The organism is Brevundimonas sp. BR2-1 (assembly GCF_037626195.1).
Classification (GTDB): Bacteria; Pseudomonadota; Alphaproteobacteria; order Caulobacterales; family Caulobacteraceae; genus Brevundimonas.
On the sequence record NZ_JARKMV010000001.1, the window covers coordinates 1841713 to 1865182 of the forward strand.

The window sequence follows — 23470 nt, forward strand, 5'->3', positions numbered from 1 at the left end:
CGGTCCGCCTACATAGGCAATTCGCGGGCGGTTCGCACCCGGGCCACGACGGCGAGGTCGACGGCGCGCGCCCCGGCCTCGAGCAGGGCGCGAGCGCAGGCCTCGGCGGTGGCTCCGGTGGTCAACACGTCATCGACCAGAAGGATGCGGCGGCCCTTGATGCGGCGGCGTCCTTCGGCGCTGACGGAAAAGGCCTTGCCGACGTTCAGCCGGCGGCCGCGCGCGGACTTGCCGCCCTGCGAGGTCGTGTGGGTCTGGCGGACCAGGGCGTCTGGCAGATAGTCGAGGCCCGCGTCGCGGGCCAGCGGCCGGGCGATCTCGGCGGCCTGGTTGAAGCGCCGCGACAGCAGGCGCAGCCGGTGCAGGGGCACGGGGGCGACGGCGTCGGCCTGTTCAAGCAGGGGCGCGGCCGAGCGGCTGAGCCAGCGGGCGAACAGGGGTGCGAACGGCTGGTGGTCGCCGTGTTTGAACTTCAGGATCAGGCCGCGCGAGGCGGCGTCATAGACGCAGGCCGCCCGGGCCCGGTCGAAGGCGTAGGGCTGGGCCAGGCAGGCGGCGCAACGCGGCGAGGCGAAGGCGCCGCCGTCCATCTCAAACCCCGCGCCGCAGCCGTCGCAGACCGGGTCTTCCAGGAAGACGACGCGGCTCCAGGCGTCGGGCGTCAGACCCGCCGAGGCAGCGGACTCGGGGCTGTCCCACGCCAGCGGCGGCAGCAGAAGGTCGGTCAGGCCGCGCCCCAGCGACCGCGCGCCGCGCGTGATCTGTTCGCCGCCCGCTTTCAATCGGTCGCGCCAGCCCCCATCCTGCAGGTTCATGAACGCCTCCTCCGGTCCCCCCCGCATCTTCGACGTTCCGCGCCGTACGGCAAGGCTTGCGCGCAGCGAGGCCGCGATCGGTCGCGCCGACTTCCTGCACGCGCGCGCCGCCGACAACGCCGTGGGCAGTCTGGAGGCCCTGATGCGCGACTGGCCGACGGTGCTGGACCTGTCGGCCCATCCGGGCCCCTTCGCCGAGGCCCTGAAGGGCAGTGCGGCCGAGGGGCGGGTCGGACCGGTCGTTGAAACGGGCGACCGCGCGGCGCGGGCGGCGCCGGGCGCGGCGGCGCTGGGGGTTCCCGACCAGTCGCAGGACCTGATCGTCTCGCTGATGAGCCTGCACTGGGCCAATGACCTGCCCGGGGCGCTGGCGCAGATACGGCGGGCGCTGAAACCGGACGGGTTGTTCCTGGGGACGTTGCTCGGGGCGGGGACGCTGAAGGAGTTGCGCGGCGTGCTGACCGAGGCCGAGCTGGAGGCGCGCGGCGGAGCGCAGGCGCGGGTGTCGCCTTTCGCCGACGGATTCGACGGCGCGGCCCTGCTGCAGCGGGCCGGCTTCGCCCTGCCGGTGGCGGATGTGGACCGGGTGACGGTGCGCTATCCCGACCTGTTCGCCCTGGTTCGCGACCTGCGCGCCATGGGCGAGACGAACGTGCTGGCCGGGCCGCTGCGGCCGCTGACCCGCGGCATCGCGGGGCGGGCGGCCGAACTCTACGCCGAACGGTACGGCGAGGCCGACGGGCGGATTCCGGCGACGTTCGAGATCGTCCATCTGGCCGGCTGGGCGCCGCACGAAAGCCAGCAGAAGCCGCTGCCAAGAGGCTCGGCGAAGATGCGGCTGGCGGATGCGCTGGGCGTCAGGGAGCAGACGGGCGAGGACTAATGGCCTCAACCAGCCGAAGGCGACAGGCCGAAAGAATCAGCCGCCCATCGCCGCCCGCAGCTTGTCCATGGCGCCGTTGAAGACGCCGCTGCCCGTCGCGCCGAACGCCTGCAGGGCGCCGAGAATGACGAGGAAGATCAGGGAGATGATCAGGCCGTATTCGATGGCCGTGGCTCCGCTGTCGTCGCGCCTGAGGCGGGAAAGGAAGCGTCGCAGCATCGGCCCCCCTTCCGGCGGCTAGAGCAGGTCGCGCAACCAGGCGACCAGAGGTTCATCGGCCGGAGGCATGGGCCAGTCCGAAAGCTGGTTCGGCCTCACCCATTTCAGCGCCGCGTGCTCGCGGTTCTGCACCTGCCCCGACCAGCGTCGGCAGAGGTACAGTGGCATCAACAGGTGAAAGGATTCGTAAGCGTGGCTGGTAAACACGAACGGGGCCAGGCAGGCCTCTCTTACATCAATCCCGAGTTCTTCCTTCAGCTCGCGGATCAGGGCCGCCTCGGGCCGTTCGCCCGCCTCGACCTTGCCGCCGGGGAATTCCCACAGGCCGGCCAGCTGTTTGCCTTCGGGCCGCTGGGCGATCAGCACGCGGCCGTCGGCGTCGATCAGGGCCGCGGCGACGACGAGGACGGTGGGGAGCGCCAGGCTCACGAGCGATAGTCGCCGTTGATCTCGACGTAGCGTTTGGTCAGGTCGCAGGTCCAGACGGTCGCCGAGGCGCGGCCGGAGCCGACGTCGACGGTGATGTCGATCTCGGCGTTCTTCATATAGGCGCTCATCTTCGCCTCGTCGTAGGTCGGGGACGGCGCGCCGTCGACGGCGGCGACGTGCGGGCCGAAGCGGATGGCGAGGCGGTCGCGGTCCACGGGCTCTTCCGTCTTGCCAACGGCCATGACGACCCGGCCCCAGTTGGCGTCCTCGCCGGCGAGGGCGGTTTTCACCAGCGGACTGTCGGCGATCGACTTGGCCAGTTTGCGGGCCGAGGCCGGGGAGGCGGCGCCCTCGACGCTGACGCGGACGAATTTGGTCGCGCCCTCGCCGTCGCGGACCAGCTGATGGGCGAGGTCCAGCATGACCTTGTCGAGGGCGGCCGAGAACTCCTTCAGTCGCCGGTCGCCCACCCGGCCGATGCGCGGCGCCCCCGACGAGCCGGTGGCGAACAGCAGGCAGGTGTCGTTGGTCGAGGTGTCGCCGTCGACGGTGACGCTGTTGAAGGTGGTGCGGACGTGCAGGCCCAGCAGGGCGCGCAGCACCGGCGGGGCGATGGCGGCGTCGGTGACGATGAAGCCCAGCATGGTGGCCATGTCGGGGGCGATCATGCCCGAGCCCTTGGCGATGCCGGCGATGCGGACGGTGTGCCCGTCGATCCTGCACTCGGCGTACGACCCCTTGGGGAAGGTGTCGGTGGTCATGATGCCCAGGCCGGCGCGCGCCCACTGGTCGGTCGGGTGCATGTCGCCGTCCAGCGCGGTCTCGATATCGTTCAGGCGGGCGGTGATCTTGCGGTCGTCCAGCACCACGCCGATCACGCCGGTCGAGGCCAGCATGACGTCGCGCTGGCGGCAACCAAACCGTTTGGCGGTCTCGGAAGCGGTGCGGCGCGCGGCGTCGGCCCCGGCTTTGCCCGTGAAGGCATTGGCGCAGCCGGCGTTGATGACCAGGCCGCGGACGTCGTTACCGCCGTCGCTGGCGTCCAGATGCCGTTTGCACCAGTCCACGGGGGCCGAGCCGATCTTGTGGCGGGTGAAGACGCCGGCGCAGGTCGTGCCGCGGGCGAAGCGGAAGACGACCAGATCGTCGCGCTCGTGCTTGTAGAAGCCGGCCCGGGCGGTGGCGATCTCGACCCCCCCGATGGGCGGAATGGTCGGGAAGGGCACGGCCAGCGGCGAGATTTCCAGACCGGGCTTGCCGGGAGCGGCCGGCTTGGGCGCGGGCGTTGTGGCGCGCTTCAAGGCCGTGGCCAACGGGTCCAGCGCCTTTTCCAGCGCCTGTTCGATCTTCTGGCCGGTCGAGGCGCGGCCCTCGGGCGGACGGCTCATGATTTCTTCGCTGCGACAGGAGCGGCGACGGGCGCGGGCGTGGCGGGCGCGGGCGTCGCGGCCGCGGCCGCGGCCCGACGGGGGGCCGAGGCCGGTTCCTGCGAACCGGCGGCGTCGCCTTCCAGCAGGATGTCCACCCTGGCCTTGCCGCGCAGCTGTTCCAGAAGCTGGCGCACGCCCTCATAGGTCAGATATCGCACGATCTGCGGCCGGGCCTGTTCCAGCGTCGGCGGGGTCTCGCGACGGCGATCCTCGACCCGCAGCACGGCCCAGCCGCCCTCGGTCTGGAACGGGCCGACGGTCGAGCCGGCCGGCTTGTCGCGCAGGGCGTTGGCGTAGGCCTCGGGCATGACGTCCAGCGTCCGGTAGCCGAGGTCGCCGCCCGAATAGCGGGTGGCGTCGTCGATCGAGCTTTCGGCGGCCACGGCCTCGAAGGCGGCGCCCTGGGCCAGGATTCCGATGACGGCGTCGGCCTCGGGCCGCGTGCGCGACAGGATCAGGCGGACGCGGATTTCCTCTGACGTCTGCGCCAGCCGGACCTGCTCCTGATAGATGGTCTCGACGGCCTTGTCGGAAATCGTGCCGTTGACGACGGTCTCGACCAGCATGTCGCCGAGGATGCGCTCGCGCGTCGCCTCCAGCCGGCGCTGGGCGAGGGGGGAGTTGTCCAGACCGCGGCGGTCGGCCTCGGTGGCCAGCAACTTCTGGTCGATGACCTCGTCCAGCACGCGCCGGAACAGGTCCGAGGTGACGTCCAGCGGCTCGCCCTCGCCGACCAGACCCTGGGCCACCGCCTCGCGTTTGACGTCAGAGGCCCAGATGGTCTGGTCCTGAACCCGGGCCACGGCGCGGTCGCCCGGCTGGGGCGGACGGTCGGAACCGGCTCCCCGGTCGCAGGCCGCCACCCCCAGGATCAGCGCCATGCAGGCTGCGATCAGGACGGGTGCGAAGGGGGTGGAAAGCCTCATCGGGCGCGCGCTCCGTCACGGGGCCGGAAAGGCCCTCGCGTTGACAGGGATAAGGTCGGTGCTTAAGTCCCGCCTGCGCCCAAGTCGAGGGGTTTTCGAACGTTCGCGCGGCCCTCGCGCGCGCCTGTGACAGGCGCACCGGGCCGACGACGCCGGAGGTCCTTCGGCAAAGTCGTCGCCGCTCCTTCGGGACCCCTTCAGTACCAGAGCCCCTGTCGCTCGCCCGCCTTCGGAACATTCATGCTCGGCATCGCCAAGAAGATTTTCGGCTCCTCCAATGACCGCAAGGTCAAGGACTTCATGGGCCGGGTCCAGAAGATCAATGCGCTGGAGCCCAAATACGCGGCCCTCAGCGACGACGAGCTGCGGATGATGACCGACGCCTTCCGCGACCGGCTGGCGGCGGGCGAGACGCTCGACAAGATCATGAACGAGGCCTTCGCGGTGGCCCGCGAGGCCTCCAAGCGGGTGCTGGGCCAGCGCCAGTACGACGTCCAGCTGGCGGGCGGCATGATCCTGCACGACGGCGGCATCGCCGAGATGCGGACCGGCGAAGGCAAGACCCTGGTCGCGGTGGCCCCGGTGTATCTGAACGCCCTGTCGGGCGAGGGCGTCCACGTCATCACCGTCAACGACTATCTGGCGCGGCGCGACGCCGAATGGATGGGCCGGGTGTACCGCTTCCTGGGCATGGAGGTCGGCGTGATCGTCAACGGCCTGTCGTCGGGCCAGCGGCAGGCGGCCTATGCGGCCGACATCACCTACGGCACCAACAACGAGTTCGGCTTCGACTATCTGCGCGACAATCTGGTCTATGACCGCAGGGAGATGGTGCAGCGCGGGCACCATTTCGCCATCGTCGACGAGGTCGACTCCATCCTGATCGACGAGGCGCGCACGCCCCTGATCATCTCGGGCCCGACCGAGGACCGGTCGGACCTGTATCTGATCGTCGACGGCATCATCAAGGAACTGATCCAGGACAAGTCGACCTTCGATCTCGACGAAAAGCAGCGTCAGGCGTTGCTGACCGAGGAGGGCTCCGAGAAGATCGAGGAGATCATGGAGGCGCGCGGCCTGTTCGAGGCCGACACCACCGGCCTGTACGACGCCGCCAACATCACCCTGGTCCACCACATCAACCAGGCCCTGCGCGCCAACACCCTGTACCAGAAGGACAAGGACTACATCATCAAGGCCGGCGAGGTCATGCTGATCGATGAGTTCACCGGCCGGATGATGCAGGGGCGCCGCCTCTCCGAAGGCCTGCACCAGGCCATCGAGGCCAAGGAGGGCGTGAAGATCATGCCCGAGAACCAGACGCTGGCCTCGGTCACGATCCAGAACTATTTCCGCCTGTACGAAAAGCTGTCGGGCATGACCGGCACGGCCGCGACCGAGGCGCAGGAGTTCCTCGACATCTACAAGATGGACGTGCTGGAGGTGCCGACCAACCGGCCCGTCAAACGCATCGACCACGACGACGAGATCTTCCGCACCGAGGCCGAGAAGAACCTGGCCATCGCCGGCCTGATCGCCGAATGCCACGTCAAGGGTCAGCCGATCCTGGTCGGCACCGTCTCGATCGAGAAGTCCGAGACCCTGTCGAAACTGCTCGAGACCCATGAGTACGAGGTCACGCTCAAGACGCTGAAGCCGCAGCACGCCCATCTGATGGAGATGGTCGTCAGCGAGGACGAGAAGGTCCGCCGCGAGGCGAAGAAGGCCTATTCGGCGCTGAAGGACGAGGATTTCGACATCGAGGTCCGGCGCGGCAAGGGCATTCCGCACAGCGTGCTGAACGCCCGCCAGCACGAACAGGAAGCCTATATCGTCGCTGACGCGGGCCTGCCCGGCGCGGTGACCATCGCCACCAACATGGCCGGCCGCGGCACCGACATCCAGCTGGGCGGCAACCTGGAAATGCGGCTGCAGAAGTGGCGCCAGGAAAACCGCAACATGGCGGTCGAGGTCACGCCCGAGATGGAAGCGGCCGAGGAGGCCCGGCTGAAGGCCGACATCGCCGTGCAGAAGCAGAAGTCGCTGGCCGCCGGCGGCCTGTTCGTGCTCGGCACCGAGCGCCACGAGAGCCGCCGCATCGACAACCAGCTGCGCGGCCGGACCGGCCGTCAGGGCGACCCCGGCACCTCGAAATTCTTCCTGTCGTGCGAGGACGACCTGCTGCGCATCTTCGCCGGCGACCGTCTGGACGCCATCATGCGCAGCTTCGGCGTCGCCGAGGGCGAGGCCATCTCGCACCCGTGGCTGAACCGCGCCGTCGAGACCGCCCAGAAGCGCGTCGAGACCCGCAACTACGATATCCGCAAGAACCTGCTGAAGTACGACGACGTCGTGAACGACCAGCGCAAGGCCGTGTTCGAGCAGCGTCAGGAGTTCATGGACTCCGAGGACCTGTCCGAACTGGTCGGCGAGTTCCGCAACGACGTGATCTCGGACCTGATCGAAAAACACATGCCGCCCAAGGCCTATGCCGAGCAGTGGGACATCGAGGGTCTGGACGAGAAGGTCCGTTCGACCCTGGGCCTGCAGCTGCCGCTGGCCGACTGGGCCGCCGAGGAAGGCGTCTCCAACGAGGAGATCGAGGAGCGGGTCATCGCCGCCGCCGACGCCCGCGCCGCCGAACGGCTGGAGCAGATCGGCGCCGACCAGACGCGCGGTCTGGAGAAGCAGTTCCTGCTGCAGATGATCGACATGCAGTGGCGCGAGCACCTGGTCCACCTGGACCACCTGCGCGGCGTCATCGGCCTTCGCGGCTATGGCCAGCGCGATCCGCTGAACGAGTACAAGACCGAGGCCTTCAACCTGTTCGAAACGCTGCTGTACGAGCTGCGCCACAACGTCACCCGCTGGCTGATGACGGTGGAGTTCCGCTTCGAACAGCCGCCGGCGATGGAAATGCCCGAATTCCAGGAAATCCACCTGAACCCCGGCACCGGCGAGAACGAGATGTCCAATCCGCTAGCCCAGCTGCCGGAAGGCGCGCTGGAAGGCGACGACCGCGCCCGCCTGCCGGTCGACGTCCTGCCCGCGGGCTGGGAGCGTACGCCGCGCAACTCGAACTGCCCCTGCGGCTCGGGCCGCAAGTTCAAACACTGCCACGGTAGTCTCATTTAAGAGCGCTATCGCTCGCGACGCAGTCGCTCACTGCTTGAGCGCATTTTGTGGCGCTGGCGCTCGCCGCGCGGCGGCTCGCTGCTTGAGCGCGGGATGAGGGGCCGCTATCGACCGTGGGTGTTCGCCACCAGCGGGAGAGATTAATGGCCGCTCGCAAGGATCTGTTCTCCCGCGCCCTGTCGCTGGATCCGGAGCGGCTGCATTTCGCGGCGCACAGCCATCACCTGTGGCCCGACGCGAGTTTCGACGGCCAGGTGCAGGCCTGGGTCGAGGCCAACCGCTTCGCGGACCGGAAATGGGATCTGATCTTCGGCGAGGTCGTGCCGAGGGCGCAGGCCGAGGTGGCGCGCGAGCTGAACCTGCCCGACCCGAACACGGTGGTGTTCGCGCCCAACACCCACGATCTGCTGTTGCGCGTCTTCTCGGGGCTGGAGCGCAAGCCTGTCCGCATCCTGTCGACCGACGGCGAATTCCACTCGTTCCGGCGTCAGGGGCAGCGCTGGGAAGAGGCGGGCGAGGCCCTGATCACCCGCGTGCCGCTGGAGCCGTTCGACACCTTCGATGCGCGGTTCGTGGCGGCCGCGCGGGCGGGCGGTTTCGATCTGATCGTCGTCAGCCAGGTCTTCTTCCGCACCGGTCAGGTGTTCGGCGGCGTCGCCGAGCTGGCCGCCCTGGCGGACCCTGCCGGACCTTGGGTGGTCGTCGACGGCTATCACGGCTTCATGGCTGCCCCGACCGATCTGGGCGCGGCAGCCGACCGGATCTTCTATCTGGCGGGCGGCTACAAATACGCCATGTCGGGCGAGGGGGTCTGTTTCCTGCACGCGCCGGACGGCTACTGCCCGCGGCCGGTCATCACCGGCTGGTTCGCCGAGTTCGGGGATCTGTCGGGGCCGCCGGGCGGGGTCCAGTACCGCAGCGACGGCGGCCGGTTCTGGGGCGCGACCTTCGACGTGTCGCCCCTGTACCGGTTCAACGCCGTGCGGGGCGCACTGGACGGGGCGGAGCTGACGACCGCGGACATCTCGGCTCATGCGCATCGGCTGATGCAGCGGTTCCAGACGGCGGTCGCCGAGGGCGAGGCCGGCAAGCTGGTCGAGGCCGAACTGATCAATCCGGTGACGGGCGACGGCGGCCGCGCGCGCTTTCTCGCCTTCCGCCACCACAAGGCACCGGCCTGGAAGGAGCGGCTGCTCGACGCCGGCGTGGTCACCGACGTGCGCGACGACGTCATCCGTTTCGGTTTCGGCCTGTATCAGGACGCCGCCGACGTCGACCGGCTGATCGCCGCCTGCGGGCGGGTTCTGTAAGCCAACACCCTGTCATCCCGGACGCCGCGAAGCGGCGATCCGGGATGACAGGCGCCAGGGCCTCAGAAGAAGGTCGTGTCCTCGGTCTGTTTCGGCTCCGGCGCCTTGCGCGGAACGGGCGGCGTCGCGGGACGCGGGGCGACCGGAGCGGTTCCGGGTGCGGGCGCCGGAAGGGAGCCGTCAGCCGGCGCGGGCAGGTTCGGATAGGGCAGGGTCTCGGGACTGCCGTCACCGGGATAGACGCCGGGGGCGGCGGGATCGCCCGGCGCGATCTCCGGCGCATCGATCCGGTCCGGCGCGTCGAGATCGTCGCGGATAAAGGCCCAGGACCGGGAATCCGAACAGGCGCAGGCCTTCATGAAGCCCTCGCGGTCGCGCCAGATGACCAGCGGATAGCGGGTCTGCAGCCCTTCCTCCCTGAGCTTTTCCGACAGGCTGGCGATGAAGTTCCGGCCCGCCTCGACCACGGCGCCGCGCGCCAGATTGCCGTCGGCGGCGGGAATGCCCGCGGCGGTCCAGTTGCGCACCGGGGTGGCTGTCCAGCGCTGGTAAAGGGTCCAGTCCCGCGTCAGCCACAGCTCGGCCACGGTCGCGCGCTCGGCGGCTGTGGATTGCGCCAGGCCCTCGCGGTCTGGCCGGGCGAACAGGATGATCCGGGCCTCGACTCCCGCCGCGCGCAATTTGGGGACTTCCTCCCTTTCGTAGCGCTGCATGGCCGCCGAGTCGCGATAGCCGATGATGTACAGCGGCTCGCCGCCCCCGCCGGCCGAAATCCACGACGACTGTTCGAGCAGGTCCTGGATCGGCTTCTGATTGCGCTCGACAGTGACCGGCTGGAAGCGGGCGTAGAAGTGGTGGTAGGCCCAGAAGCCGCCGATGGCGACGGCCAGACCGATCACGGCCGCCAGGGCGGACCAGACGAAAAATCGACGCATGTGAACGGACGCTCCAGCTTCACTGTTCGCTATGGATAACGCTTATCATCGAATTTCGTCGCTTTCGAACAGGATACGCGCGTGACGCGTCCCGGCGGCCCTCTCGCCGCTTGCGAGGACGGAAGGGGTCGTTCCTGATCCGAGGTTCCCGATCCGGACAGGCAGGCGATGGGTGTTTCCTTGAGAGGTCTGAAGATGCTGGCGCGCGCTTTGGTGATGGCGGCGATCCTCGGCGGTCCCGCCACGGCGCAGGACTTGGTGGAGGTGGCCCCCGGCGTCATGCTGAACATCGTCGAGGCGGGCGAGGAGACGGCGGAACCGCCCCTCGTCCTCGTGCCGGGATGGAGCATGGCGAGCGGGGTCTGGCGGACGCAGATCGACCACTTCTCCCGAAGCCGCCGGGTCATCGCCATCGATCCGCGGTCGCAGGGCGAGTCCACCAAGACGGGCTACGGCAACACGCCCGCCACCCGGGCGCGCGACCTGCGCGCCGTGCTTGAGGCCCGTGGCGTGCGGCGGCCGGTGCTGGTGGGCTGGTCGCAGGGGGTTCAGGACCTCGCGGCCTATGTGACCCTGTACGGGACCGACGATCTGGCCGGGCTGGTGCTGGTCGATTCCGCCATCGCGGGCGGCGCGCGCTCGATGACGCCCGAGAACGCCGAGGCCAACACCGTCACCTTCGTCCGGATGGCGATCTATCAGCAGTATCAGGCCGAATATGTGCAGGGCTTTCTGGAGGCGATCATCACACAGCCCCAACCCCCCGAGCGGCTGGAGCGGCTGGCCGCCGACGCGATGAAGACTCCGCCGGCGATCGGGGTGGCGATCATGATCGCCGATCTGTTCGGGGACGACCATTCGGCGGCGGCGGACCTGATCCGGCGTCCGACCCTGATCGTCGCTTCGGACAGTTCGCCGGAACTGGCGCGGCAGCGGGCGCTGGCCGAGCGGATTCCCGGCGCGCGCTTCGAGATCGTGGAGGACGCGGGACACGCCCTGTTCGTGGATCAGCCGGAGCGGTTCAACGCCCTGCTGGCCGAATTCCTCGCCGCGCTGCCGGACGAACCGGAGGGCTGAGCCTCCGGCCGCTGGACGGGCGGGTCAGCCCATCGTCGGAATGACGAAGCTGGAATCGGCGTGTTCCAGATCGCTGTCAGGCCAGCGGGCGGTGATGGTCTTGACCTTGGTCCAGAATTTCACGCCTTCCATGCCGTGCTGGTTGGTGTCACCGAAGGCCGAGCGCTTCCAGCCGCCGAAGGTGTGATAGGCGACCGGCACCGGGATCGGGACGTTGATCCCGACCATGCCGACATTGACGCGGGCGGCGAAGTCGCGGGCCGCGCGGCCGTTCTGGGTGAAGATGGCGACGCCGTTGCCGTACTGGTGTTTCGAGGGCAGGGACAGCGCCTCCTCGAAGCTGGCGGCGCGGACGATCTGCAGCACGGGGCCGAAGATCTCCTCCTTGTAGGACTCCATCCCGGGCGTGACGTGGTCGAACAGCGACGGGCCGATGAAATAGCCCTTCTCGTGCCCCTGCAGGGAGAAGCCGCGGCCGTCGACGACCAGTTCGGCGCCGTCCTTGACGCCCTGGTCGATCCAGCCCTCGACGCGGGCCTTGTGCTGGGCCGTGACGACCGGACCGTAGTGGGCCCCGGCGTCGGTCGAGACGCCGACCCGCATGGTCGGAATTTCGGCGACCATCCGCTCGCGCAGTTCGTCGGCGGTTTTCTTGCCGACGGGCACCACGACCGGCAGGGCCATGCAACGTTCGCCGGCCGAGCCGTAGGCCGCGCCCGACAGGTCCTTGATCACCTGGTCCATGTCGGCGTCGGGCAGGACGATGCCGTGGTTCTTGGCCCCGCCCATGGCCTGCACCCGCTTATGGTTGGCGGCGCCGGTCTGGTAGACATAGTGGGCGATGTCGGACGAGCCGACGAAGCTGACGGCGTGGATCAGCGGATGGGTCAGGATGGCGTCGACGGCCGCCTTGTCGCCATGCACGACATTCAGCACCCCGGCCGGGGCGCCCGCCTCCATCATCAGCTCGGCCAGACGCACCGGCACGGAGGGATCGCGCTCGGACGGCTTGAGGATGAACGTGTTGCCGACGGCGATGGCGACGCCGAACATCCACATCGGGATCATGGCCGGGAAGTTGAACGGCGTGATGCCCGCCACCACGCCCAGCGGCTGACGCATCGAATAGACGTCGATGCCGGGGCCCGCGCCCCAGGTGTATTCGCCCTTCAGCGCATGCGGGATGCCGCAGGCGAACTCGATCACTTCCAGACCCCGCTGGATGTCGCCCTTCGAGTCGGCGATGACCTTGCCATGCTCCGAGCTGAGCAGCTCGGCCAGCTCATTCATGTTCGCCTCGACCAGCCGCTTGAACTCGAACATGACCCGCGCGCGGCGCTGGGGGTTGGTCGAGGACCAGCCGTCGAAGGCGTGCTGGGCGGCCTGGACCGCGCGGTCCATCTCGGCGACCGAGGCCAGCTGCACGCGGGCCTGAACCTCGCCCGTGTTGGGATTGAAGACGTCGGAGAACCGGCCCGAGGCGCCCGTGAAGCTGGCGCCGTCGATGAAGTGGTTGATATCGCGCATGGTCGGAACGGTCCTGGAAATCGAAACAGTCTGTACGGGTGGGCAGCGGTTTAGACCCTGACCCGCCCGGGCGCCAGCGCCTCTAGACGGCCGCGTCGAACAGGGCGTCGCGGGCGATGTCGGCGCGCAGCATGGGGAAGAAATGGGTCCCCCCCGGCACGGTCTGGACGGTGACATGCGGCAGGCCGCGCGGGGCGCCGGTCAGGAAGCAGGTCGAGCCGTGCTCGGCCTTCAGGATGCGGACGGGCCGGTCGAGCGTTTTCAGGGCGCGCCAGGGGTCGTGGCTCTGCGAGGCGTAGTTGGAGGCTTCCCACGCCGGGTCGCAGGCGAGGGTGAAACCATCCGCCGTCTCGACCAGCCCGTCGGCCAGATAGTCGGCCAGCATCATCTCGGGCCAGCCCTTGAAGGCGCCGCGACCGGCATAGGCGGTCAGCGCCTGTTCGCGGCTGTCGAAGACGGCGCGGCGGCGCAGGGCGTTGCGCACCAGCGGGATGCGGGAGGCGAGGCGGTCGAGAAGGGGGAGCTTGAAGGCGGCGACCGTCAATCGGCCCCAGATAACCGGATCGAACAGGACCAGACCGGCGACCCGGTCCGGGCGTTCGGCGGCGGCCAGCAGCGCCGAGGTTCCGCCCATGGAATGGCCGGCCAGGACGACGGGCGGGCCGTCGATGGCGTCCAGCACGGCGATCAGGTCGTCGCGGTGGTCGAGCCAGTGCCGGCGGCCCGCGACCTCGGTGGGCAGGGAGGTCCCGCCATGGCCGCGCAGGTCCGGCGCCTGGATGCGCAGGCTGCCCGACAGGGGCGCCAGCAGGGTGCGGTAGGTCATGGCGTTGAAGCCGTTGGCGTGGACGAAGACGATGTCGACCGGCCGTTCGGCGTCGCCGAAATCCAGCACGCTCATGCGTCCCTCGCCCCAGCGGTTCGACACCGGAAGGCTCAGGCGACGGGGCGGGGAGAGCCGGATCGCGTCCATTCAGGGCAGATAGGCGATCACAAAGGTCCGCGCCAGTTCACCCGGGGTAAGGCTTCAGCCCGCGATGCAGGCCGGACAGCGGCCGTGGGCCTCGATCGTGGTGCGGGCGATAGCGTAGCCGGCGGCCTCCGCGGCGCGGCCCAGATCGCCGGCGACCGGGGCTGACACCTCCTGGGTGGCCCCGCAGCAGTCGCAGATCAGGAAGGCCGCGGCGTGGTCGACGCTGCCCGAGGTGCAGGCCACATAGGCGCTGATCGAGGCGATGCGATGGGCCAGGCCCTTGCGTTCGAGGAACTCCAGCGCGCGATAGACGGTCGGGGGCTTGGCCGGCTGGCCGTCGTCGCCGAAGCGGGCGATCAGGTCATAGGCCTTCACCGGCTCGCCGGAGGCCAGCAGCAGTTCCAGCACGCGCAGGCGGGCGGGGGTCATCCGCTCGCCTTCGGCGGTCAGGCGGCGGTCGGCCTCGCCCATGGCGCGGGCGACGTCGGCGGCGGCCGGCGGTCCGTCAGCGTGATGGTGATGGCAGTGCTCGCTCATGCGTCAGAGCTAAGCCCTCGGTGCGTGCGCCGCAACCGGAGCGGCTTGACGGCGTGTGATGTTATCTCGTAACACCAAGTCATCGCTTCTCAGTTCCGGATGCCTTCATGTCCCTGTCTCCCGTGTCCCGCGCCGCCCTGACCGCCGTCCTCGCCGCCCCTCTGGGCTGGGGCGTCATGGCCGCCGCCGCCGCCGCCCAGACCGTGGCGGCGCCGCAGGATCCGGCGACCCTGGACGACGTCATCGTCACGGGCGCGCCGTTCGGGATCAGCGCGCGGGCCACGACCATCGCCACCACGGTGATCGACGAGGAAACCCTGGCCACCGCGCCCGCCGCCTCCCTGGGCGATCTGGTCGCCAGCCTGCCGGGCATGCGTTCGACCGATTTCGCGCCCGGCGCCAGCCGGCCGGTGATCCGGGGCCTGTCAGGGCCGCGCGTGCAGGTGCTGACCAACGGCATCGGCCTGATCGACGCCAGCTCGGTGTCGCCCGACCACCAGGTCGCCACCGACCCGGCCGAGGCCAACCGCATCGAGATCGTGCGCGGTCCGGCCACCCTGGCCTATGGCGGCACCGCCATCGGCGGCGTCGTCAACGTGCTGGACAACCGCATCCCGACGGAAATGCCCGATGGCGTGGATGGCCTGGTGTCGGCCCAGACCTCCAGCGTCGATGACGGCTGGTCGGCGTCCGGCCGGGCGACCTTCGGCCTCGGCCCCCTCGCGATCAATATCGATGGCGTGAAGAAGGAGGCCGAGGACTACGACATTCCCGCGCCCGCCATCTCGCAGCGTCTGACGGATGCCGAAGGCATTGCGCGCGGACCGGGCGGGACCCAGCCCAACAGCTTCTCGGAACTGGAAAGCTGGGGCGTCGGCGCGTCGTGGATCGGCTCGCGCGGCTTCCTCGGCGCATCGTACAAGGACCTGTCCAGCACCTATGGCACGGTGGCGGAACCGGACGTCTTCATCCAGCTGGAGCAGACCCGCGAGGATGTGCGCGGCGAGCTGCGCTTCGACGGCGGGCCGTTCCGGAAGCTGACGGGCTCGTACGGCCATGCCGACTACACCCACACCGAATTCGAGGGCCCCGGCAATCCCGGCACCGTCTTCCAGTCCGACGGCCAGGAGGCGCGGGTCGATCTGGTGCAGCAGAACCGGAACGGCTGGAACGGCGCCGTGGGGGTGCAGGCCCTGTCGCGGACGTTCGAAGCCATCGGCGCCGAGGCTTTCGTACCCAGCAGCGACATCGAGGAGGCGGGAATCTACACCGTCCAGCGGCTCGACCGCGCCGGCTGGGGCCTGGAGGGTGGCCTGCGCTATGACCGGCGTACGGTGACGGCCACGCCGCTCTCGGGCGGATCGGAGATCGAGCGCGACTTCGGCAACTGGTCGGGATCGGCGGCGGCCTTCATCAGGCCCTCGTCCAACCTGTTCCTGGGCCTGAGCCTGGCCCACAACGAACGCGCGCCGTCCGAGGTCGAGCTGTTCGCCGACGGCCTGCACGTCGCCACCGGCGTCTACGAGCGTGGCGACGTCACGCTGGACAATGAGACGGTGAACACGCTGGAAGGCACGCTCCACTACACCGCCGGGCGGTTCCGGGGCGACCTGCACGTCTACGCCTCGAAATACGACGGCTTCATCGACGAGCGCGACACGGGTGCGGTGTTCGTGGACGGCGGCGAGAGCTTCCCCATCTTCCAGTTCGTCCAGACCGGCGCCGAATTCCGCGGCTTCGAGGCCGAGGGCGAATATGACCTGTGGACCAGCGGCGACCGCTCGCTGAGCCTTGAGGGGGCGGCCGACTTCGTCGACGCCGAGACCGATCTGGGCCCCGCGGCGCGCATACCTCCCTACAGCGTCACCGGCCGGCTGAACTGGACCTCGACGCCGTTCGATGCATCGCTGGAAGTCCGTCATGTCGGCGAGCAGGACGAATTGGCGGCCGGCGAACTGGGCACCGACGGCTATACGATGGTGAACCTGTCCGGCTCGTGGCGGCCGTTCGCCGACAGGGCCGTCACCCTGTTCGCCGAGGGCCACAACCTGACGGACGAAGAGGCGCGCGAGCACGTCAGCTTCCTGAAGGATATCGCGCCCCTGCCGGGCCGGAACCTCAGGGTCGGCGTCAGCTACCGGTTCTGAGGGGAGGCCGGTTAACCGCGTCCGACGCGCCGGGGGCGAGCCGGTTTGCGGCTGTGTGGCGACTGCGCTAGAAGCGCGCTTCCCTTTTTTCAGAGCCCGATCGCGTTCATGACCGATACAACCGCCGCCTCGCCCCTGTCGGGCAATGTTCTGTTCTACGCCCAGCCCGAGCCGCTGTCGCTCGAAGCCCATGGGGCCCTGGGCGTCGACGCGGTCGAGAAGCCCTACGCCTTCGTCGCCCAGACCAATCTGGTGCCGCTGATGGTGACCGAGTTCGCCCCCGCGGCCCTGTCCTACCCGGTGATCTTCGTCGGCGAGAACAAGCAGCCGGTCGCGGTGATGGCGCTGCGCGCCGGCGAGAACCTGTTCGTCAGCGACGACGGAGAGTTCCGCACCGAGGCCTATATCCCGGCCTATGTCCGTCGTTATCCGTTCGTCTTCGCCAACGACGACGTCCAGAAGCGGATGATCCTGTGCGTCGACCGCGCCGCGCCGTTCATCAAGGAAGGCGGCGCCACCCCGCTGTTCGTCGACGGCCAGCCGTCGCCCTACACCCAGCAGGCGATGGAGTTCTGCAACAATTTCGAGCAGGAGCGTCTGCGCACCGAGGCCTTCCTGACCCTGCTGAAGGACCTGGATCTGCTGGACACGCGCGAGGCCATCTTCACGCCGCGCAACCCGGACGGCACCGCCGCCACCCCGCAGAAGATCGCCGAATATTTCGCCGTCTCGGAAGACAAGCTGAAGGCCCTGCCGGCCAAGAAGCTGGCCGAGCTGCGCGACAACGGCGCCCTGGGCCAGATCTACGCCCACCTCGTGTCGCTGCTGGGCTGGGATCGCCTGATCGCCATGGCCTTCCAGAAGGCCGCCGCGAGCCAGCCCGCCGCCGGAAACGCGTAAGAGAGTGGCTGGTGGCTAGTGGCTAGTGGCTAGTGAAGCCCGCGCCTCTCGCTTCCAGATGAAAAAAAGAAGCCCCGCCCGGTTCGTCCAGGCGGGGCTTTTCTTTACGTCCGGCGCCAGGACGCACCACACCAGCCACTAGCCACTAGCCACTAGCCACTAGCCACTAGCCACTTGCCACCAGCCACCAGCCACCAGCCACCAGCCACCAGCCGCTACCTCCGCGCCAGCAACGCCCGCGTGAGGCACGAAAACACCAGCCGCCCGGCCTCGTCGAGCAGATCGTGCTGGGCGATGACGATGCCTTTTTCATCCCCCACCGGATCCTTGCCCATCACCGTCATGCGGCCGCGCATCAGCTCGCCGGCGGGCGGATTGCGCATGAAACGCAGGCCGTCGACAGCCAGCACCTTGGACTGGGCCCAGCCCGAGGCCTTGTCGGCGAAGATGCGGCTCCACAGGGCGTAGACCATGGCGTCGGGCGCCCCGTACGAGACGTCCCAGCCGGGCGAGAACCGTTCGACGAAGACATCCAGCGCCGCCGCATCGACCATGCAGGCGCCCAGGGAGATGACCTCGCCGACGCCCAGGTCTTCGAAATGGACGTGCAGCGGCTCAGTCATGTCAGGTCCCGTCAGCCGGCCGGTTCTTCGGATACGCGAACCAGCAGCTTGCCGTCATGGTCGCCGGTGAACAAGCGGTTCAGCGAATCCAGCGCGCCCTCCAGTCCGTCGTCGACGTGGACCTTCCACTTCACGGTGCCGTCGGCCAGCCACGGACCCATCTCGGCGACCATCTCGCGCCCGCGGTGGGCGTAGTCGAGGACCAGGAAGCCCTGGATGTTCAGGCGGTGGGTGATGATCCGGCCGAAATTCGGCGCGGGCGGCATCTTCGTCGCGTTATAGGCCGAGATCAGACCGCAGACGGCCATCCGGCCGTGGGTCTTCAGCCGGTTGAAGACCGCGATCATGATGTCGCCGCCGACGTTTTCGAAATTCAGGTCGATCCCGTCCGGGGCCAGGCGGTCCAGCGCCTCCCCGACGTCCTCGTTCTTGTAGTCGACGGCGGCGTCGAACCCGAGCTCTTCGGTCAGCCAGCGGCATTTGTCGGGTCCGCCCGCGATGCCGATGACGCGGCAGCCGCGCGCCTTCGCCACCTGGCCCGCGATCGAGCCGACGGCGCCGGCGGCGGCGGAGATGACCAGGGTCTCGCCGGCCTGGGCCTTCAACACGTCGGTGACGCCGAAATAGGCGGTCATGCCGGTCATGCCCAGGACGCTGAGATTGGCGGTCAGGGGCATGCCGGGCGCGCGATGAACCGGGCGAAGCTCCATCTCGTTGACGACGGCGTAGTCGGACCAGCCGCCCGACAGCGGCGTGACCACATCGCCGGCCCGGAAGCGGCTCGAGCGGCTTTCCTCGACCACGCCCAGGGTCAGGCCGCGCATCACCCCGCCGATCGGCACCGGGGGCAGATAGCCCTCGGCGTCGTTCATCCAGGTGCGGTTGGTCGGGTCCAGAGACAGATAGACGGTGCGGACCAGGATCTGCGATTCGTTCAGCGCCGGGACCGGCGACTCGACCAGCTCCAGATCGCCGGGCTGGATCAGGCCTTTGGGCCGCTGACGCAGCACCCACTGACGATTGATGCGAGCCATGACGATCTCCGGGTTTTCTTTCTGGACCCGCGCATAGTCAGCAAGCCGGGCCGACTGTCCAGCCGGTGCAAAGAAAAAGCCGGATCGTTTCCGGTCCGCCCAACCAGGCAAAGAAAAAGGCGGACCGTTTCCGGTCCGCCTGAAGTCGCATCATCGAGAATGAGGCGCGGAGGCGACAGACTGGCTGTGGCCAGTCTCAAGTCGGGGGGGCGTCGCCGCCTCCGCAGTCTGATAACGGAGGCTGTGCGCTTCGGTTCCGGCCGGTCGATGATTTTTTCCCCTCAGCGGCGAGGTCCGGAACGGCCACGCTGGCCGGCGCGTTCCTCAGGCTGACCCACGCCTCGACGGAGCCGCGCCATGACCCACGAATCCCCCCACGACAAGGCCGCCGACGCCGTCCATGAAGGCCGTCCGGTCGAAGCCCAGTACGTACGCGGCGGCCGTGGCGGCGTGCGCATCCTGACCTTGCTGATCGTTTCCCTCGCCGCGGTCGCCGTCCTTTTGCTTGGGATGTGGTTCGTCAGCCAGGGCGGTTTCGCCAACACCAACGCCAACAGCGGCCAGCAGGCGGTCGACGTCCAGGCGTTCAATGACGACGCGGCCACGCCGCCGACCGCTGACGCTCCCACCGCAGCCGGCGGCCAGCCGACCAATCCGCCGACGGGCGAAACGCCCAACGTCAATGCGCCGACGGCGCCGTCGACCACCGCCAACTAGCGGTAGACGACAAAAAAGCCCCGGTCCTGCGACCGGGGCTTTTCCTTTGTCGGGGGAAGAAGCCTACGCCGCCGCCTTCTGGCGCGACGGGTGGAAGAACAGCGCCTGACTGATGGCCGCCTTCACCGTTTCCGGCTGGAAGGGTTTGGTGATCAGGAAGGTCGGCTCGGGCCGCTCGCCCGTCAGCAGACGTTCGGGGAAGGCGGTGATGAAGATCACCGGCACGTCGATCCGCTTGAGGATGTCCTTGACGGCGTCGATGCCGGACGAGCCGTCGGCCAGCTGGATGTCGGCCAGCACCAGGCCCGGACGGTGGCGGGCGACGGCGTCGACGGCCTCGTCATGGGTGGTGGCGGTGCCGGTGACGCGGTGGCCCAGTTCCTTCACCAGGCTTTCGATATCGGCCGAGATGATGGCCTCGTCCTCGATGATCAGGACGTCGGTGGCCAGTTCGGCGTCGATGTCCGACTGGGCTTCCGAGATCAGCCGTTCGACGTCGAAGGCGTCGGCGTCGAGGATCTGGGCGGCTTCGGAGGGGGTGAACCCTTCCAGCGCGGTCAAAAGGAAGGCCTGACGCGAGCGCGGGGCGATGCGCATCAGACGGCGCGAGGCGTCGTCGTTGCGGCTTTCAAGCCCGCTCTTGTCTTCCAGCTGGGCGCCCGTGGTGGTCCAGATGGCGTGGAACACGTGATACAGGGCGACACGCGGGGTCATGTCGGCGGGCAGCTGGCGTTCGCCGGCGGCGAGCGCCTCGAGAGCGACGCGGACATAGTTGTCCCCGGTGGTCTGATCGCCGGTCAGCGCCCGCGCGTAGCGGCGGACATAGGGCAGGTGCGGCGCAAGGCGGGCCAGCAGGCTCATCGTATAAAAATCCCCGACAATGGTTCCGTCCAATCTGGAACCCTCAACAGCTTCGCTCAACGTATCAAATACGCCACGGTTCCAGTTCGGGATAAGAAGCTTGAGCATTAATCCTCGGTAACCCAGGAACCGGGCGCGCGAAGTGGCGTTTGGGCCTGCAACAAGTCTTTCGTCAGGGTGGCGGCCGTTTTTTCAATGACAGATAATTCCAACCCTCCGGGCAAGGGCCCGCCCAAGGGCGGCGCAAGTCTGGAGGAAGCTCGACTTCGTCAGCAGGCGATCGGCGTCAAGCTGCGCCACATGTTCGATGAGATCGTGAACGAGCAGGTTCCGGACGAGTTCCTGGACATACTGCGGCGCGCCGACGAGCGTTCGTCGGGCGGGAGCAACAAATGAGCGGTGCGACCAACCCGCCGCCCAAGCCTCCTTCAGCCGACGACGATGCTTTCAAGCGGGAGCTGGTCGCGCTGATTCCGCATCTGCGCGCCTTCGCCCGCACGCTGACCGGCGATCCGACCGCCGCCGACGATCTGGCGCAGGACGCCATGATGAAGGCGTGGGACGCCCGCGCCAGCTATCAGATGGGCACCAATATGAAGGCCTGGACCTTCATGATCCTGCGCAACCAGTTCTACTCCGAGAAGCGCCGGTCGTGGCGCCAGTCGCAGCTGGACCAGGAAGCGGCCGAACGCACCCTGGTCGCCGTCGACGATCCGGAATCGCCGGTGGCTCTGGACGAACTGCGTCTGGCCCTGGCGACGCTGCCGGAAGAACAGCGCGAGGCGTTGATCCTCGTCGGCGCCGGCGGCTTCGCCTATGAAGAGGCGGCCGAAATCTGCCAGTGCGCGGTCGGCACGGTGAAGAGCCGCGTCTCCCGCGCCCGCAAGGCCCTTCAGGCCACGCTTGAACGCGGTGGTTACGCCCGTGACGGACGCGCCGCGGGCGACGCCATGCGCTCCATCCTGGCCGCCGCCGATCGCCTGAGCAGCGTCCGGCAGGACTGACCGGGTGGTCCGGATCGGGAAAGGACTGGCCAAACGGGTAGGCCGGAGTCTGGGCCCGCCGCAGTTTCACGGCATCCGCTTCCGTCTCGGATGGGCCATGGCGGTCGCCCTGCTGCCCATTCTGGTGCTGGGCGCCTTCCAGACCCAGTCGGCCTTCCGGGCGCAGGATATCGAGCGGCGATCCGACCTTCAGCTGGCCGCCGAACGCACCGCGGCCAACGCCAAATCCCATCTCGACAGCACCGGCGTGCTGCTCCAGGCCCTGCGCCCCGAGGCGTTGGAGGTGTTCTGCGAGCCCCGCCTGACAGACCTCGTCGAACGGCTCGAGGATCTGGACGGACTGGCGCGGCTGACCGCCACCGGGACGACGGTCTGCGCCTCGCGCGGCCTCAGCCGGGCCTCGCCCGTCTGGCTGGCCCAGGCGCCCGTCAGTCCGTGGTTCCTGCGGCTGAAGGCCGGCGAGAGCATGGTCCTGGCCCGCGCGCCGACCATCGCCGGACGTTCGCCCGGCCTGATCGTCGCCATCCGGCTGGAGCGACCGCTGGGCGCCTTCGACGGCGCCATGGTGGCGCTGCTGCCCCTGAGCAGCCTCCAGCCCGACGTCGACGATCCCGCCCTGCCGGAGGGGTCGCAGGCGGCGCTGACCGATGGCGACGGGCGGCTGCTGACGGCGACCGAGGCCGACGCCTTCGTCCTGTCCGGGGGTCAAAGCCTGACCGGCTGGGTCGGCCGCGCGCGCTCGGGCGCTTCGGCGATCTTCGAGGCGGATGACGCCCGGGGGCGCCACCGCGTCTACGCCGGCGCCGCCCTGGCCGGACGCGACGTCTACGCCCTGCTCTCCGCGCCGGCGCCCGGGCTGCTGTCCTGGGCCCGGCTGAATCCGGTCGGGGCCCTGCTCATGCCGCTGCTGGCCTGGTTCATCGCCTTCAGCGCCGTGATGCTGGTCAGCGAGCGGATCGTCATCCGCTGGCTGAACTATCTGGAGCGGATCGCCGCCATCTACGCCCGGGGGCGGTTCAACATCCGTCCGCTGCAGGCGATGAACGCGCCCGCGGAAATCCGGGTTCTGGCCCGGACCCTGGACGAACTGGCCGAATCCATCGTCACCCGCGACGCCGCCCTGACCGCCTCGCTGGCGGAGAAGGACGCGCTGATGCGCGAGATCCATCATCGGGTGAAGAACAATCTGCAGATCATCTCCTCGCTGCTGTCGATGCAGCAGCGGGCCCTGACCGATCCCGCGTCCAAGGCGGCCGTGGGCGACACCCGCCAGCGGATCTCGGCCCTGGCCCTGATCTACCGCACCCTCTACCAGAGCGATGACCTGCGCTACGCCGACGCGCGCATCTTCCTGACCGAACTGGTCGGCCAGCTGGTGGCCAGCGAGGCGGGCCGCGGAATTGTGGTGACGTCGTCGGTCGAGGCGGATTCGCTGGTGGTCGATCCCGACAAGCTGGCGCCGCTGGCCCTGTGGCTGGTCGAGGCCGTGACCAACGCCCAGAAGCACGCCTTCGCCGGCCGCGGGGGGGACCTGAGGGTCCGCTTCCATGTGCGCGGCGACAAGAGCGTGCTCGAGGTTCAGGACGACGGGCCGGGGGTCAGCGAGACCTTCCGCGCCGGCGTGGGGCGCACCCTGATGGGGGCCTTCGCCAAACAGCTGAGGGGCGAGGTCGAGATGGTTCCGGCCCCCGGGGGAGGCACGATCGCGCGCCTGACCTTCGCCACGCCCGAGGCCGTCGTGCCCACGGATCCGGCCGATCTTGGAACCTCGGCCAACCCGCAACGTTGATCCCGCAGACGCCGCCTCCCCGGCCTCACGGAGTTCATCCCATGCGCAAACTGTTTGTCCTGTTCGCCGCCGCCGCCGCCCTGACGACCGCGGCCTGCAACACCGTTTCGGGCGTCGGCCGCGACGCCTCGGCCGCCGGCGACGCCGTGACCACGGCCGCGGAAGACGCCAAGAACTAGGGTTTCCCCCGATCCCGACC

At 68.9% G+C, this 23470-nt stretch carries 23 protein-coding genes; 11 read left to right on the plus strand and 12 right to left on the minus strand.

Translation table 11 applies throughout. The annotated features are described in order from the left end of the window. Nucleotides 1-8: 8 nt before the first annotated feature. Nucleotides 9-815, minus strand: a complete 807-nt coding sequence (locus BrevBR_RS09250; protein ID WP_340000707.1) for a ComF family protein — start codon at nucleotides 813-815, stop codon at nucleotides 9-11. Between BrevBR_RS09250 and BrevBR_RS09255 the strand changes: the two genes are divergently transcribed. Continuing rightward, nucleotides 814-1698, plus strand: a complete 885-nt coding sequence (locus tag BrevBR_RS09255) for a methyltransferase domain-containing protein (RefSeq protein WP_332640614.1) — start codon at nucleotides 814-816, stop codon at nucleotides 1696-1698. The two genes, BrevBR_RS09250 and BrevBR_RS09255, sit on opposite strands and share 2 nt — an antisense overlap. A gap of 36 nt (nucleotides 1699-1734) precedes the next feature. Here BrevBR_RS09255 and BrevBR_RS09260 read toward each other — a convergent pair whose 3' ends face one another. The 4 genes from BrevBR_RS09260 to BrevBR_RS09275 are packed head-to-tail and all read right to left on the minus strand — an operon-like array spanning nucleotide 1735 to nucleotide 4702. Continuing rightward, nucleotides 1735-1917, minus strand: a complete 183-nt coding sequence (locus tag BrevBR_RS09260) for a Flp family type IVb pilin (RefSeq protein WP_332640615.1) — start codon at nucleotides 1915-1917, stop codon at nucleotides 1735-1737. Nucleotides 1918-1935: 18 nt separating this feature from the next. Continuing rightward, a complete protein-coding gene (locus BrevBR_RS09265) occupies nucleotides 1936-2340 on the minus strand; it encodes a (deoxy)nucleoside triphosphate pyrophosphohydrolase (RefSeq protein WP_332640675.1) in 405 nt (134 codons plus the stop codon). 2 nt (nucleotides 2341-2342) lie between these two features. Next, the gene (argJ, locus tag BrevBR_RS09270) at nucleotides 2343-3734 is read right to left on the minus strand and encodes a bifunctional glutamate N-acetyltransferase/amino-acid acetyltransferase ArgJ (protein WP_340000708.1); all 1392 of its coding nucleotides are present in this window, start codon (nucleotides 3732-3734) and stop codon (nucleotides 2343-2345) included. Continuing rightward, nucleotides 3731-4702, minus strand: a complete 972-nt coding sequence (locus BrevBR_RS09275; RefSeq protein ID WP_340000709.1) for a peptidylprolyl isomerase — start codon at nucleotides 4700-4702, stop codon at nucleotides 3731-3733. The genes argJ and BrevBR_RS09275 overlap by 4 nt, the downstream gene beginning before the upstream one ends. 240 nt (nucleotides 4703-4942) lie before the next feature. Here BrevBR_RS09275 and secA point away from each other — a divergent pair, with 240 nt between their 5' ends. Then, a complete protein-coding gene (secA, locus tag BrevBR_RS09280) occupies nucleotides 4943-7837 on the plus strand; it encodes a preprotein translocase subunit SecA (protein WP_340000710.1) in 2895 nt (964 codons plus the stop codon). 143 nt (nucleotides 7838-7980) lie between these two features. Next, nucleotides 7981-9147 carry an aminotransferase class V-fold PLP-dependent enzyme gene (locus tag BrevBR_RS09285; protein WP_340000711.1) on the plus strand — a complete coding sequence of 389 codons (1167 nt, stop codon included), beginning with the start codon at nucleotides 7981-7983 and terminating at the stop codon, nucleotides 9145-9147. Between the two features lie 62 nt (nucleotides 9148-9209). Here the strand turns inward: BrevBR_RS09285 and BrevBR_RS09290 are convergent, their stop codons facing one another. After that, entirely contained in the window at nucleotides 9210-10082 is an 873-nt protein-coding gene (locus BrevBR_RS09290) for a hypothetical protein (protein ID WP_340000712.1), read from the minus strand. A 180-nt stretch (nucleotides 10083-10262) separates the two neighbouring features. Here BrevBR_RS09290 and BrevBR_RS09295 point away from each other — a divergent pair, with 180 nt between their 5' ends. Continuing rightward, nucleotides 10263-11159 (plus strand): alpha/beta fold hydrolase, encoded by an 897-nt coding sequence (locus tag BrevBR_RS09295; RefSeq protein ID WP_340000713.1) that lies wholly within the window; start codon nucleotides 10263-10265, stop codon nucleotides 11157-11159. A 24-nt stretch (nucleotides 11160-11183) separates the two neighbouring features. Here BrevBR_RS09295 and BrevBR_RS09300 read toward each other — a convergent pair whose 3' ends face one another. The 3 genes from BrevBR_RS09300 to BrevBR_RS09310 form a co-directional block, all read right to left on the minus strand. Next, a complete protein-coding gene (locus BrevBR_RS09300) occupies nucleotides 11184-12686 on the minus strand; it encodes a CoA-acylating methylmalonate-semialdehyde dehydrogenase (protein ID WP_332640623.1) in 1503 nt (500 codons plus the stop codon). A gap of 82 nt (nucleotides 12687-12768) precedes the next feature. After that, nucleotides 12769-13659, minus strand: coding sequence for an alpha/beta fold hydrolase (locus tag BrevBR_RS09305; RefSeq protein ID WP_340000714.1), 891 nt, complete (start codon nucleotides 13657-13659; stop codon nucleotides 12769-12771). A 54-nt stretch (nucleotides 13660-13713) separates the two neighbouring features. Beyond that, nucleotides 13714-14196 carry a Fur family transcriptional regulator gene (locus BrevBR_RS09310; RefSeq protein ID WP_340000715.1) on the minus strand — a complete coding sequence of 161 codons (483 nt, stop codon included), beginning with the start codon at nucleotides 14194-14196 and terminating at the stop codon, nucleotides 13714-13716. A 107-nt stretch (nucleotides 14197-14303) separates the two neighbouring features. On the opposite strand from BrevBR_RS09310, the gene BrevBR_RS09315 reads away from it, so the two are divergent. Together BrevBR_RS09315 and BrevBR_RS09320 are read left to right on the plus strand one after the other, a co-directional pair. Next, nucleotides 14304-16343: a TonB-dependent receptor gene (locus BrevBR_RS09315; RefSeq protein WP_340000716.1), complete on the plus strand. Its 2040-nt coding sequence runs from the start codon at nucleotides 14304-14306 to the stop codon at nucleotides 16341-16343. A 108-nt stretch (nucleotides 16344-16451) separates the two neighbouring features. Then, nucleotides 16452-17243 (plus strand): SapC family protein, encoded by a 792-nt coding sequence (locus BrevBR_RS09320; protein WP_332640627.1) that lies wholly within the window; start codon nucleotides 16452-16454, stop codon nucleotides 17241-17243. A gap of 215 nt (nucleotides 17244-17458) precedes the next feature. On the opposite strand, the gene BrevBR_RS09325 is transcribed toward BrevBR_RS09320, so the two are convergent. Both BrevBR_RS09325 and BrevBR_RS09330 read right to left on the minus strand, forming a co-directional pair. Further along, the gene (locus BrevBR_RS09325) at nucleotides 17459-17866 is read right to left on the minus strand and encodes an acyl dehydratase (protein ID WP_332640628.1); all 408 of its coding nucleotides are present in this window, start codon (nucleotides 17864-17866) and stop codon (nucleotides 17459-17461) included. Nucleotides 17867-17877: 11 nt separating this feature from the next. Then, complete coding sequence (locus BrevBR_RS09330; RefSeq protein WP_340000717.1) at nucleotides 17878-18900, minus strand: NADP-dependent oxidoreductase; 1023 nt, start codon at nucleotides 18898-18900, stop codon at nucleotides 17878-17880. Nucleotides 18901-19257: 357 nt separating this feature from the next. Between BrevBR_RS09330 and BrevBR_RS09335 the strand changes: the two genes are divergently transcribed. Then, entirely contained in the window at nucleotides 19258-19617 is a 360-nt protein-coding gene (locus BrevBR_RS09335; protein ID WP_332640630.1) for a hypothetical protein, read from the plus strand. Between the two features lie 63 nt (nucleotides 19618-19680). Here the strand turns inward: BrevBR_RS09335 and phyR are convergent, their stop codons facing one another. Next, nucleotides 19681-20478 carry an anti-anti sigma factor/receiver protein PhyR gene (gene phyR, locus BrevBR_RS09340; RefSeq protein ID WP_332640631.1) on the minus strand — a complete coding sequence of 266 codons (798 nt, stop codon included), beginning with the start codon at nucleotides 20476-20478 and terminating at the stop codon, nucleotides 19681-19683. A 195-nt stretch (nucleotides 20479-20673) separates the two neighbouring features. Between phyR and nepR the strand changes: the two genes are divergently transcribed. The 4 genes from nepR (at nucleotide 20674) to BrevBR_RS09360 (ending at nucleotide 23450) form a co-directional block, all read left to right on the plus strand. After that, complete coding sequence (gene nepR / locus BrevBR_RS09345) at nucleotides 20674-20874, plus strand: anti-sigma T factor NepR (RefSeq protein WP_332640676.1); 201 nt, start codon at nucleotides 20674-20676, stop codon at nucleotides 20872-20874. Further along, nucleotides 20871-21482, plus strand: coding sequence for a sigma-70 family RNA polymerase sigma factor (locus tag BrevBR_RS09350; protein WP_056615750.1), 612 nt, complete (start codon nucleotides 20871-20873; stop codon nucleotides 21480-21482). Before nepR ends, BrevBR_RS09350 begins: the two co-directional genes overlap by 4 nt. A gap of 97 nt (nucleotides 21483-21579) precedes the next feature. Beyond that, nucleotides 21580-23271 (plus strand): sensor histidine kinase PhyK, encoded by a 1692-nt coding sequence (phyK, locus tag BrevBR_RS09355; RefSeq protein ID WP_340000718.1) that lies wholly within the window; start codon nucleotides 21580-21582, stop codon nucleotides 23269-23271. 41 nt (nucleotides 23272-23312) lie between these two features. Beyond that, nucleotides 23313-23450, plus strand: a complete 138-nt coding sequence (locus tag BrevBR_RS09360; protein ID WP_332640634.1) for an entericidin EcnA/B family protein — start codon at nucleotides 23313-23315, stop codon at nucleotides 23448-23450. Nucleotides 23451-23470 lie beyond the last annotated feature (20 nt).

What these genes read in the sequence shown, in the direction of transcription:
- BrevBR_RS09255 (WP_332640614.1), top strand. Translation starts at nt 814, where the DNA reads ATGAACGCCTCCTCCGGTCCCCCCCGCATCTTCGACGTTCCGCGCCGT.
- BrevBR_RS09250 (WP_340000707.1), bottom strand. Translation starts at nt 815, where the DNA reads ATGAACCTGCAGGATGGGGGCTGGCGCGACCGATTGAAAGCGGGCGGC.
- BrevBR_RS09260 (WP_332640615.1), bottom strand. Translation starts at nt 1,917, where the DNA reads ATGCTGCGACGCTTCCTTTCCCGCCTCAGGCGCGACGACAGCGGAGCC.
- argJ (WP_340000708.1), bottom strand. Translation starts at nt 3,734, where the DNA reads ATGAGCCGTCCGCCCGAGGGCCGCGCCTCGACCGGCCAGAAGATCGAA.
- BrevBR_RS09275 (WP_340000709.1), bottom strand. Translation starts at nt 4,702, where the DNA reads ATGAGGCTTTCCACCCCCTTCGCACCCGTCCTGATCGCAGCCTGCATG.
- secA (WP_340000710.1), top strand. Translation starts at nt 4,943, where the DNA reads ATGCTCGGCATCGCCAAGAAGATTTTCGGCTCCTCCAATGACCGCAAG.
- BrevBR_RS09285 (WP_340000711.1), top strand. Translation starts at nt 7,981, where the DNA reads ATGGCCGCTCGCAAGGATCTGTTCTCCCGCGCCCTGTCGCTGGATCCG.
- BrevBR_RS09290 (WP_340000712.1), bottom strand. Translation starts at nt 10,082, where the DNA reads ATGCGTCGATTTTTCGTCTGGTCCGCCCTGGCGGCCGTGATCGGTCTG.
- BrevBR_RS09300 (WP_332640623.1), bottom strand. Translation starts at nt 12,686, where the DNA reads ATGCGCGATATCAACCACTTCATCGACGGCGCCAGCTTCACGGGCGCC.
- BrevBR_RS09305 (WP_340000714.1), bottom strand. Translation starts at nt 13,659, where the DNA reads ATGGACGCGATCCGGCTCTCCCCGCCCCGTCGCCTGAGCCTTCCGGTG.
- BrevBR_RS09310 (WP_340000715.1), bottom strand. Translation starts at nt 14,196, where the DNA reads ATGAGCGAGCACTGCCATCACCATCACGCTGACGGACCGCCGGCCGCC.
- BrevBR_RS09315 (WP_340000716.1), top strand. Translation starts at nt 14,304, where the DNA reads ATGTCCCTGTCTCCCGTGTCCCGCGCCGCCCTGACCGCCGTCCTCGCC.
- BrevBR_RS09320 (WP_332640627.1), top strand. Translation starts at nt 16,452, where the DNA reads ATGACCGATACAACCGCCGCCTCGCCCCTGTCGGGCAATGTTCTGTTC.
- BrevBR_RS09325 (WP_332640628.1), bottom strand. Translation starts at nt 17,866, where the DNA reads ATGACTGAGCCGCTGCACGTCCATTTCGAAGACCTGGGCGTCGGCGAG.
- BrevBR_RS09330 (WP_340000717.1), bottom strand. Translation starts at nt 18,900, where the DNA reads ATGGCTCGCATCAATCGTCAGTGGGTGCTGCGTCAGCGGCCCAAAGGC.
- BrevBR_RS09335 (WP_332640630.1), top strand. Translation starts at nt 19,258, where the DNA reads ATGACCCACGAATCCCCCCACGACAAGGCCGCCGACGCCGTCCATGAA.
- phyR (WP_332640631.1), bottom strand. Translation starts at nt 20,478, where the DNA reads ATGAGCCTGCTGGCCCGCCTTGCGCCGCACCTGCCCTATGTCCGCCGC.
- nepR (WP_332640676.1), top strand. Translation starts at nt 20,674, where the DNA reads ATGACAGATAATTCCAACCCTCCGGGCAAGGGCCCGCCCAAGGGCGGC.
- BrevBR_RS09350 (WP_056615750.1), top strand. Translation starts at nt 20,871, where the DNA reads ATGAGCGGTGCGACCAACCCGCCGCCCAAGCCTCCTTCAGCCGACGAC.
- phyK (WP_340000718.1), top strand. Translation starts at nt 21,580, where the DNA reads ATGGCGGTCGCCCTGCTGCCCATTCTGGTGCTGGGCGCCTTCCAGACC.
- BrevBR_RS09360 (WP_332640634.1), top strand. Translation starts at nt 23,313, where the DNA reads ATGCGCAAACTGTTTGTCCTGTTCGCCGCCGCCGCCGCCCTGACGACC.